Annotated in this window: 1 pseudogene; it reads right to left on the reverse strand. The window is 56.8% G+C overall.

From position 1 onward, the window contains the following. Window positions 1-532 (reverse strand): annotated as a pseudogene (locus HP566_RS04440) (DUF6708 domain-containing protein); the annotation flags it as partial. Window positions 533-685 lie beyond the last annotated feature (153 nt).

Below are 685 nucleotides of genomic sequence, written 5' to 3' on the forward strand. Positions count from 1 at the left end.
CAATCACATCCTGGGGGTGGTGATAGCGTTGTAGCAGCAGTTGCAGCGGGGTTTCGGTCATGGCGCCGGTGTATTGGGTCACCGTGCGGCTCTCCTGCATCCAGGCCACGGCCTCATCCCAGGGGGCGTGGTAGAGCTTGCCCTTATGCTGAAAATAGATTTCCCGGGTGCGGCGATTAAAACGCAGGGGAGAGGAGGTGGACCAGAAGACTTCAAGCATAAAGAGGAGTGCAGTAATACCGAAGCCGCCACCAAATACCATTACATATTTTATAGCCTCTCCCTCTAGGCGAAGGACTGGTAATGCAATAATTGCCATGTAAAGGATACCCATCCCCCATACCCCAGTAAAAATCCCCTTGCCCTCTTCAGCGCCGCTGGAAAGGTCCAGGTAGTGCTCGGTTTGCTCCTGTACTTCACCCAGTTGCATGGGCTGCCGGGCGGCCCGGCGTTTGGGTGAGAGTTGGATCAGCTCATCGGCCAGCCCAAGCTGCTGTGAGAGGGTGGCGAAGGTGTTGTTAATACTTTGCATTATCCCTCCGCACCGTTGGAGGTATCGTCTTGATGCAGGCCCTTGGCGACTTCCAGATCATACAGCCGGGTGGTGGGACCATCCGGGTGGCAACGTTCTTTAACCAGCGGCTGCCACTGGTGGGTAGCGGCCCGCTGGCGGGCATATTTGGCG

The organism is Vreelandella olivaria (assembly GCF_023507745.1).
Lineage (GTDB): Bacteria > Pseudomonadota > Gammaproteobacteria > Pseudomonadales > Halomonadaceae > Vreelandella > Vreelandella olivaria_A.